General features: G+C 41.5%; 7 protein-coding genes and 2 tRNA genes. 6 read left to right on the top strand and 3 right to left on the bottom strand.

Annotation, left to right across the window (positions count from 1 at the left end):
* Positions 1–200: 200 nt before the first annotated feature.
* Positions 201–276: transfer RNA gene (locus Q0V26_RS17260), tRNA-His, on the bottom strand.
* 35 nt (positions 277–311) lie between these two features.
* Positions 312–388, bottom strand: a tRNA-Arg gene (locus tag Q0V26_RS17255).
* A gap of 270 nt (positions 389–658) precedes the next feature.
* Between Q0V26_RS17255 and Q0V26_RS17250 the strand changes: the two genes are divergently transcribed.
* The gene (locus tag Q0V26_RS17250; RefSeq protein WP_297486141.1) at positions 659–1069 is read left to right on the top strand and encodes a c-type cytochrome; all 411 of its coding nucleotides are present in this window, start codon (positions 659–661) and stop codon (positions 1067–1069) included.
* A gap of 119 nt (positions 1070–1188) precedes the next feature.
* On the opposite strand, the gene rep is transcribed toward Q0V26_RS17250, so the two are convergent.
* Positions 1189–3204, bottom strand: a complete 2016-nt coding sequence (gene rep, locus Q0V26_RS17245; RefSeq protein ID WP_297486139.1) for a DNA helicase Rep — start codon at positions 3202–3204, stop codon at positions 1189–1191.
* Between the two features lie 308 nt (positions 3205–3512).
* Here rep and Q0V26_RS17240 point away from each other — a divergent pair, with 308 nt between their 5' ends.
* From Q0V26_RS17240 to Q0V26_RS17220, 5 genes are all read left to right on the top strand, one after another.
* A complete protein-coding gene (locus Q0V26_RS17240; RefSeq protein WP_297486137.1) occupies positions 3513–4655 on the top strand; it encodes an efflux RND transporter periplasmic adaptor subunit in 1143 nt (380 codons plus the stop codon).
* Between the two features lie 17 nt (positions 4656–4672).
* Positions 4673–7813: an efflux RND transporter permease subunit gene (locus Q0V26_RS17235; RefSeq protein ID WP_297486134.1), complete on the top strand. Its 3141-nt coding sequence runs from the start codon at positions 4673–4675 to the stop codon at positions 7811–7813.
* 232 nt (positions 7814–8045) lie between these two features.
* Positions 8046–8612: a TetR/AcrR family transcriptional regulator gene (locus Q0V26_RS17230; protein WP_297486133.1), complete on the top strand. Its 567-nt coding sequence runs from the start codon at positions 8046–8048 to the stop codon at positions 8610–8612.
* Between the two features lie 27 nt (positions 8613–8639).
* Positions 8640–9743 carry an efflux RND transporter periplasmic adaptor subunit gene (locus tag Q0V26_RS17225; RefSeq protein ID WP_297486130.1) on the top strand — a complete coding sequence of 368 codons (1104 nt, stop codon included), beginning with the start codon at positions 8640–8642 and terminating at the stop codon, positions 9741–9743.
* A gap of 16 nt (positions 9744–9759) precedes the next feature.
* Positions 9760–10720, top strand: a 961-nt coding sequence (locus tag Q0V26_RS17220; RefSeq protein WP_297486128.1) for an efflux RND transporter permease subunit, incomplete at its 3' end; no start/stop codon positions are given.

Genomic DNA, 10720 nt, shown 5'->3' with positions numbered 1-10720 from the left:
TGCGCTACCAAACTGCGCTATTCACCGACTTAATTCTTTTCTAGGAACGCTGCTAAAAGGCTTAACCCTCTGGTCCGCTATTCCTAACATCAGAGATGCGCTATCAAACTACGTTATCACTGACTAAATTCTGTGTGCTTGTAAAACAAGCGGGCTTTAAAAAGCCAACATGCTGACTGGGTGATCAACACATTATAATATGGGGTGGCTAACGAGGCTTGAACTCGCGACAACCGGAATCACAATCCGGGACTCTACCAACTGAGCTATAGCCACCATTGTTTGTAACCTTTGCCAATACGACCGGATGATGGTGCGCCCGAAAGGATTCGAACCTTCGGCCTTTGGCTCCGGAGGCCAACGCTCTATCCAGCTGAGCTACGGGCGCCTTGCCCTATCGACGGAGGTGAATATTACGGATCAGAACGCAACTCGGCAAGTGTTTTTTTTTATTTTTCTTCCGCTCGCTGATTTTATCAGCAAATCGATGCTGATTCGTATCATGGTTAGCGCTAGATTAAACTTTATTACTGCTTATAGTTGCTATACTTACAAATGAGTAACATCTATATGTATCCACAATTGCACATAAAAAATAACACATCGTCATTATAAATGACCTTTCCTTAAATAACAGGACGTAGCAAAAGGTGAAAAAATGGATTTATCGTTACGACTATGGTTAATCGCTCTTTGTACTCTGCTCTTTTTCTCAACCACCACCATTGCCGCTGATATGTCAGTTTCAGCAATCAATGATCGAACCAAGCCTGTTGGCAATGTACACCTTGAAGGAACGGCTCCCGCAGTCGTTGTAACGACAACCCCCGCACGAACAGGCCAAGCAGTTTACGACCAATACTGTGCTTCTTGTCATAATTCAGGCTTGATGGGCGCACCAAAAAAAGGCGATGCTGATGATTGGGCAACTCGAGTAAGTCAAGGTGATACCGTACTCGCTAAGCATGCTATTGGAGGTTTCAATGCCATGCCAGCAAAAGGAACATGTATGGATTGTAGTGATGATGAAATTATTGCAGCTATCAACTATATGATTAAACCTAACTAAAACGACATCGCCTTATTCGGTTTTATCTAGTCAATATGTATTGGATAATAAAAGAGAGGGGGATCGCTCCCTCTCTCTTTTATATAAACAACCTGTATAAAATATGCTTATATTAAAGGTTATTTCTTAAATAGATTTCGAATATTCGCAATATGGGCTTGGCCTTTTTGCATGCGTTCTTCTGCCGTAACGGGTTTACGTTCACTTTCCCACTCTAAGTCATCTTGGGGTAACTCGTATAAGAAACGACTTGGCTCTGGTTTGATTAGTTCACCATACTGACGACGTTCTTTACATAACGTGAAAGTAAGTTCCCGCTGCGCACGCGTGATCCCAACATATGCCAATCGACGTTCTTCATCAACATTATCTTCATCAATACTGGTTTGATGCGGCAAAATACCTTCTTCAGCGCCAATTAAAAACACATAAGGAAACTCTAAGCCTTTAGATGCGTGTAACGTCATTAACTGCACTTGATCTGCGTCGTCATTATCTTCACCGCGCTCCATCATGTCGCGCAAAGTTAATCGCTGCACCACCTCTTTAAGGGTTTTGATCTCTTTATCATAGTTATCACCTTCTAAATCAGCGGTGATCCAACTGTATAAATCGGAGACGTTTTTCATACGCATTTCAGCAGCTTTAGGACTGGCTGATGTTTCATAAAGCCAATCTTCATAATGAATATCGCGCACCAATTGACGCACAGCAGCAACGGTATCACCACGCTCAGCATTATCAGTTAACTGATTAATCCAATGCGTAAAACGTTGCAAAGCTTCTAAACCTCGTCCTGATAAATGTTGTTCTAATCCCATTTCAAAACTGGCTTCAAATAAACTTTTACCTCGCATATTGGCGTACGTTCCCAGCTTCTCAAGCGTAACCGGGCCAATTTCACGCCGAGGTGTATTCACTATTCGTAGAAAAGCATTATCGTCATCAGGGTTAGTTAATACTCGCAAATACGCCATCATATCTTTGATCTCAACCCGCGAGAAAAACGATGTTCCACCAGAAATTTTATATGGAATACGGTTTTGCATCAGTGCTTTTTCAAATAACCGCGACTGATGATTGCCGCGGTATAAAATCGCATAATCTTTATAAGCGGTATTATTCATAAATCGATGCGCGATCAATTCACCAACGACTTTCTCGGCTTCATGTTCTTCGTTTTTAGCCGTGAGCACTTTCAGCATTTCCCCATCAGGAATCGCAGAAAATAGCGCTTTTTCAAACAAGTGTGGATTATTTGCAATAAGAATATTGGCGGTTCGCAGAATACGGCTGGTCGAACGGTAATTTTGCTCAAGCTTAACTACTTTCAGATTGGGAAAATCTTTATTAAGTAAGGCTAAATTTTCAGGCTGAGCGCCACGCCACGAATAGATAGACTGATCATCATCACCAACCACCGTAAATCGCGCCCGCTCGCCAACCAATAACTTCACAAATAAATATTGGCTGGTATTGGTATCTTGATATTCATCCACCAGCAAATAACGAATACGATTTTGCCACCGTTGACGTACGTCTTGATTATCACGTAGCAACAATACCGGCATTAAGATCAAGTCATCAAAATCAAGCGCGTTATAAGCTTTCATTTGGCGTTGGTACATTTCATAACAATGGGCAAACAATTGATCACGTTCAGATTGTGCTCGGCCAGCGGCATCAGCTGGCGATAACATGTCATTTTTCCAATTAGAAATCGTTGACTGTAATTGCTTTAATAAGTCTTTATCGCCGTCGAGTTCTTCTTCGGTCAACTCTTTCAATAATGCCATCTGATCTTGGTCGTCAAACAATGAAAAATTAGCTTTTAAGCCTAAATATTTACACTCTCGACGTACAATATTAAGCCCTAATGTATGAAAAGTTGACACCATTAACCCTTTGGACTCTTGACGACCTAATGTTTGACCAACACGTTCTTTCATTTCACGTGCCGCTTTATTAGTAAAGGTTAACGCTGCGATATTCCGTGCTTTATAGTCACACTTCTGAACTAAGTAAGCGATTTTATTGGTAATAACGCGCGTTTTACCTGAGCCGGCACCAGCCAAGACTAAGCACGGCCCGGAAACGTATTTAACTGCTTCTGTTTGCCTTGGGTTCAGTTTCATTAGTTATCCTGACGTCATTAAAAATTGGGCGCATGTTAACGCGCTTTAGTTACACATCTATTCACTTCACGTAGAATAGTGCTTTTACCATTCATCAATATTTGTTGCAATTTCATTATTTAAACAACTTAAATAGTAGATTTAGAATTAATATATTGAATAAGTTCTAAAATAAATCAGAGCAAATAGAACTCAATTCTAAATCAGATTAAATATTGATTACAAAACAGCAAATAACCGTTACATTAGTGTTAAATAATCAAATTAACATTTAACAGTAATTATATTGCTTAAATTTAGGAGATTTCATGCGGAAAATCGCAGCCATTGCTACTATTATCAGCTTAACGCTAGGAATATCAGCTTGTGACCAAAACACATCCAAAGACCACACTCAACAAGCAGCAAAAAATGTACCTGTAGGTACGCTTATTGTTAGTTCTCATCCACAAGCCATTCATATCGAACTCCCTGGTCGTAGTAAAGCCTATCTTGAAGCAGAGGTTCGTCCGCAAGTATCAGGTATTATTACTGAGCGTAGCTTTACTGAAGGCAAAAATGTACGTAAAGGTGAATCATTGTATAGCATTGACTCTTCCCCTTATAACGCCGCTTACCTCAGTGCTAAAGCAAGTTTAGCTCAAGCACAAGCTAACCTAGATTCGGCCCAAGCACTGGCTAAGCGTAGCCAAACATTGGTTAACCGTGGCGCAATTAGCAAACAAGCCTATGATGATAACAAAGCAAAATACAAAGTTGCTCTTGCTGGCATTGAAGTTGCGAAAGCCAGTGTTAACAAAGCGAAGATAGATCTTAATTATACCAAAGTTAGAGCACCAATTGCGGGTCGTATTGGTCAGTCATCAGTTACACCCGGTGCATTAGTTACCGCTGGCCAAGCACAAGTGTTAGCCACTATCCAACAACTCGATCCGATTAATGTTGATATCGCTCAATCAAGCACCCAGTTACTACGTCTAAAGTCAGCGCTAAAGCTAGGTCAACTTAAAGCCAGTGATAATGCTGACGTCGAATTGGTTCTTGAAGATGGCACGGTTTACTCACATCACGGTACGCTACAGTTTGCTGAAGTGAATGTCGATCCCAATACAGGCTCAGTTACGTTACGTGCTGAATTCCCAAATCCAGACAGCGTTTTATTACCGGGTATGTATGTACGTGCAATACTCAATACAGGTACAGATCCTAAAGCAATTTTAATTCCACAAAAGGCCATTACCCGTAACAGTAAAGGCCAAGCTATTGTGATGCTTGTTGGTGCAGAAAATAAAGTTGAATCACGCATAGTGACTACAGCAGAAGCAATTAATAACCAATGGCGAATTACTAGCGGACTTAAAGATGGCGACCAAATAATTGTTGATGGTTTACAAAAAATCCGTCCAGGGGCTGTAGTTGAACCGACGCCCATAACCGTCAATCAGTTATAATAAATAGGGAATAAACTATGGCTCGTTTCTTTATTGATCGCCCTATTTTTGCATGGGTGATTGCCATTATTATAATGCTCGCTGGTGTGTTATCCATTTTGAAACTACCAGTATCGCAATACCCTAGCATTGCACCACCAACAGTTGTAATTAGTGCCAACTACCCAGGCGCTAACGCCAAAACCATGCAAGATACGGTAACGCAAGTTATCGAACAGCGTATGACTGGTATCGATCACCTGCGTTACTTGTCATCAACCAGTGATAGTTTTGGTAACACTCAGATTACCTTAACCTTTAATGCTGAAGCCGATCCTGATATCGCTCAGGTACAGGTGCAAAATAAATTGCAATCAGCGACGCCTTTGCTTCCAATGGAAGTACAACAACAAGGTGTTAAGGTTAACAAATCAAGCTCAAGTTTCTTGATGGTGGTCGGATTCTATTCCGAAGATGGTTCAATGGATAAAAATGACATTTCGGACTACATCAGTTCTAATGTGTCAGATCCAATGAGTCGGGTTGCAGGTGTAGGTGAAATCCAAGCTTTTGGTGCTCAATATGCGATGCGTATTTGGCTAGATCCTCTCAAACTAACAAAATATAACCTCACAAGTATTGATGTCATTGCGGCAATCAAAGAGCAAAATGCGCAGATCTCTGCCGGTCAACTTGGTGCATCGCCATCACTACCAGGTCAAGAGCTTAACGCAACAGTATCGGCACAAAGTCGTTTAAAAACCCCAGAACAGTTTAAAAATATTATTGTTAAGTCTGATTCTGCTGGCGCAAAAGTGCATTTAAGTGATGTTGCACGCGTTGAATTGGGGGCTGAAGACTACTCAGTACAGGTGTTTTATAACGGTAAACCAGCCAGTGGTTTAGGTATTAAACTGGCTACAGGCGCTAATGCCTTAGCCACCGCAGAAGCGGTTAAAGCTAAAATTAATGAGCTGAAGCCATTCTTCCCCGAAGGATTACAAGCAGTTTATCCTTATGACACCACACCATTTGTTGAGAAATCAATTGAAGGTGTAGTACATACGTTGTTTGAAGCAGTCGCATTGGTGTTTATCATCATGTACCTCTTCTTACAGAACTTCAGAGCAACCTTGATTCCAACCATTGCCGTACCTGTGGTATTACTTGGTACCTTTGCAGTGCTGTCATTGGCAGGCTTTTCCATCAACACCCTCACCATGTTTGCTATGGTACTTGCTATCGGCTTACTGGTTGATGATGCGATAGTGGTGGTAGAAAACGTCGAACGTGTTATGCATGAAGAAGGCTTAAATGCTGTTGAAGCAACACGAAAATCAATGGATCAAATTACTGGCGCTTTGGTTGGTATTGCATTAACCCTTTCAGCAGTATTTGTACCAATGGCATTTATGTCAGGTTCTACGGGTGTTATTTATCGTCAATTCTCGATAACCATTGTAACGGCAATGGCACTATCGGTATTGGTGGCAATGATCCTTACTCCTGCGCTATGTGCCACTATGCTTAAACCTGTTGAGCATGGCAGTAATGAAAAAGGTTTCTTTGGTTGGTTCAACCGCACTTTTGATAAGTTAACTAGCCGCTATGAATCTAGCGTTGCGGCAATGATCAAGCGCTCAATTCGTGTGATGTTGATTTTCCTTGGTCTAACCGTTGCTGTTGGCTGGATGTTCACTCGTATGCCAACATCATTCTTACCCGATGAAGATCAGGGTATTCTGTTTAGTCAGGCGATATTGCCCGTTAACTCAACTCAAGAACAAACCCAAGAAGTGATGGATAAAGTTTCTGACTACTATCTTAATCAAGAAAAAGACGCCGTCGCCAGTGTATTTAGTGTCTCTGGGTTTAGTTTTGCGGGTAGTGGTCAAAACATGGGAATGGCCTTTGTGGGCTTGAAAGATTGGTCAGATCGTCAACTGCCAGGTATGGATGTTAACTCAATCGTTAACCGATCCATGGGTTATTTCCAAAAAATTAAAAATGCGATGGTATTCTCATTCGCGCCACCAGCAGTAGTTGAATTAGGTACTGCCAGCGGCTTTGATTTTTATCTTCAAGATCGTAGTGGTCAAGGGCATGACAAACTGATTGCAGCCCGTAACCAATTACTTAAATTAGCGTCTGAAAACCCGAATTTAGTCGGGGTTCGTCCTAATGGTCAAGAAGATGCACCGATGTACCAAATCTCTATCGACCAAGCTAAGATCCGTGCTTTGGGTATTGATATTCAATCAGTAAACCAAGTACTGAGTACCGCATGGGGTAGTTCATACGTTAACGACTTCATCGACCGCGGACGAGTGAAAAAAGTCTTCGTTCAAGGTGATGCAGACTTCCGTATGAAGCCTGGTGATCTTGATACTTGGTATGTTCGTAATAACCAAGGTGAAATGGTACCATTCTCAGCCTTTGCAACAGGTGACTGGCAATATGCTTCACCACGTTTAGAGCGTTTTAATGCCACTCCTGCAGTTAACATTCAAGGTGGTGTTGTTAAGGGCTACAGTACTGGTCAAGCAATGCTCGACATTGAAGCGATGGTGAAGAAATTACCACCAGGCTTTGGTGTTGAGTGGAATGGCTTGTCCTATGAAGAACGCCTATCGGGTAACCAAGCACCAATGCTATATACGTTATCTATCTTGGTGGTGTTCTTAGTTCTGGCAGCGCTTTATGAAAGTTGGTCAGTACCTTTTGCGGTGGTATTAGTCGTGCCGCTCGGCATTATCGGTGCACTATTAGCGATGAATGGTCGTGGTATGCCTAATGATGTGTTCTTCCAAGTGGGACTATTAACAACGGTAGGTCTAGCGACTAAAAACGCCATCCTGATTGTAGAATTTGCTAAAGAATACTACGAAAAAGGGGCTGGATTAGTAGAGGCAACATTGCATGCAGTACGTGTTCGTTTGCGTCCAATTATTATGACATCACTGGCCTTTGGCCTTGGTGTTGTACCTCTGGCAATCAGTACTGGTGTAGGTTCAGGTGGTAAAAATGCCATTGGTACCGCAGTACTTGGCGGTATGTTGAGTTCGACATTCTTAGGTATTTTCTTTATTCCGATTTTCTTCGTAGTAGTAGAACGTATCTTTAGTCGTGGCAAAGACAAATCAACCACTGATGACGCGCCACCGACACAGCAGCACTAATAATCTAAACAGCAACTAACATTAAAGCCCATGTCTATTTTGATGTGGGCTTTTTTTCATTTTATCCTCGTCCCCCTTCATCATCCCTCACCGAATAAGCCTCATCTCAAACACCTAGCCATTAAAATGAATAATATGAAACCGTAAATAAGACTTGCGGATCAATAATCAAATTCTACAATAGCGCTGAATGAACATTCATTCATACTAATTGTATTGAATATAATCAACAATGACAGATAAAAAAGAGCGAATATTAGCTGCAACTGAAAAGCTATTAGCAACCCATGGTTTTCATGGATTATCCATGCAAATGGTTGCCAAAGAAGCCCAAGTTGCAACCGGCACTATTTATCGCTATTTCAACGATAAAAATGACTTACTGCATCAACTCCACGAGCATATTTTAGGTTATATCGCGAAAAGAATTAGCCGTAATATTAACGATAGCATGTCACTCAAACAGCGCTACCGTAAGATGTGGCTAAACCTATGGCATATGTCTGTTAATGGTGAAGCACCATTGATTAATCAAGGGCAATTTCAACACCTTCCTCGTGACAATTCTTATGAAAAGAAAGCAATAAAAAGACAAATTTTTAACTGCGTCAATCAGATGTTTGATGAAGGTAAAGCCTGTCAGTTATTTAAACCACTCGGTAACGAAATTTTAAGTACACTTAGTTTAGAGACAAGTTGCTATTTAGCTCGTCAAAAAATCAATGGTGGATTAGAGATCACCTATAGCGAGCTTAATGCTGCTATTGATGCCTCTTGGGACGCCATTATTCAGCATTAATATTGTAATTCCGGAGCACTCCTAACAATGAAAAAATGGATCGTGATGTTACTTCTTGCTCTTCTGTTATTTGGAAGCGTAATTGGTTTCAATCTTTTTAAAGAACATAAAATAGCCGAATATATGGCAAATATGCCGGAAGCTAATTATCCGGTAACCGCAACCACGACTAAAGTAGAAAACTGGTACCCAGCACTGCAAGCAATTGGTTTTATTGAGCCAATGCAAGGGGTTACCTTAACATCTGAAGCTGCAGGCGTGATCAGTAAAATTAATTTTGAATCAGGTCAAAAGGTAAAAGCCGGCCAGCTTCTGGTTTCTATTAATTCCAATGTTGAGCAATCTAGCTTACAAAGCACCGAAGCAAAACTGCCAGCAGTACAAGCATCTTACCAACGTTATAAAGATCTTTATCGTAAAGGATCAGTATCAAAATCTAGCCTTGATGAAGCAAAAGCAAACTACCTAGCGCTAGTTGCTCAAATAAAATCATTAAAAGAATCCATTCAACGCCGTAATATCAGCGCACCTTTTGCCGGTGAAATTGGCCTACGTAATGTTTATCTAGGTCAATACATTCAGCCTGGAACTAAAATTATTCGTTTAGAAGACACGACAACCATGCGTTTCCGCTTCACCGTGCCACAAACAGATATTTCTAAAATTAAAATCGGCCAAACTGTTGATATCAACATCGACGCTTACAAAAATACTGATTTTAAAGGCCAAATCACCGCGATAGAACCTGCTGTTAATGCTCAAACAGGTTTGATTCAAGTACAAGCTGATATTCCTAACAGCGGTGGCATGTTACGTAGTGGTATGTTTGCCCGTGCACGTGTGATCCAACCTATCATTGCCGATCAAATTGTTGTTCCCCAAACAGCAATTACTTACACCCTTTACGGCGACACTGTGTATGTACTACGCACCGTTGATGGCAAATTACGCGCCATGCAAACGGTAGTAACAACAGGCTTAAACAAAGGTAACCAAGTACGAATTCTTTCCGGCTTAAAAGCTGGAGAGCAGATCGTCACTAGCGGTCAAATTCGTCTTAGCAACAAGTCATTAGTGCATATCGTTGAAAATGACGCACTGAAGGCTCCTGCTGAAATCCCATTGCTGTAACTGGAGAACACTCAGGATGCGCTTTACTGATATATTCATCAGACGCCCGGTATTAGCAATTTCGATCAGTTTAATGATCGCATTGCTTGGCCTACAGGCGATTTTCAAAATGCAGGTTCGGCAATATCCGGACATGACCAATACTGTAGTAACCATTAGTACGGCTTACTACGGTGCCAGTGCAGACCTTATTCAAGGTTTTATCACTCAACCACTGGAACAAGCGATAGCTCAAGCGGATAACATCGACTACATCACAGCTCAAAGTATTATGGGTATGTCGACGATCACCGTACAGATGAAATTGAACACAAACCCGAACGCAGCCTTGGCGGATATTCTCGCCAAAGTAAACTCGGTGCGGGCTCAGCTACCTAAAGAGACTCAAGATCCAACTATATCGCTTTCAACTGGTGGCGGTACGGGGGTACTTTATCTTGGTTTCACCAGTAAAACATTAAGCTCCAGCCAAATCACTGACTACATTGAACGTGTAGTAAAGCCGCAATTATTTACGGTTGGCGGTGTAGCAAAAGTCGATATGTATGGTGGCGTACCGTTTGCATTACGGGTATGGCTTGATCCACAAAAAATGGCTGCATTTAATTTATCTGCCAGTGATGTAACGCAAGTACTGCAAGCGAACAACTACCAATCTGCAGTTGGTCAAGTCAACAATGATTTCGTGTTGTATAACGGTAGTGCTAACACACAATCAAACAGTCCTGAAACATTAGAAAAACTTGTTGTTTCAAGTGATAACGGCCAAGTTATCCGTTTAGGGGATATTGCAAAAGTAACATTATCACGTAGCAGTGATAGCTACCGTGCAACCGCAAATGGTCAAGAAGCCGTTGTTGGTGCGATTGAGGCAGCACCAAGCGCTAACCCAATCAATATCGCTAAAGACGTGCGTGAGCTGTTACCAACCATTGAACGTAACATGCCAAGTACCATCAAAATGACGGTAATGTATG

Source organism: uncultured Photobacterium sp., from assembly GCF_947039875.1.
GTDB lineage: Bacteria > Pseudomonadota > Gammaproteobacteria > Enterobacterales > Vibrionaceae > Photobacterium.
This window is presented reverse-complemented; position numbering and strand designations above follow the sequence as displayed.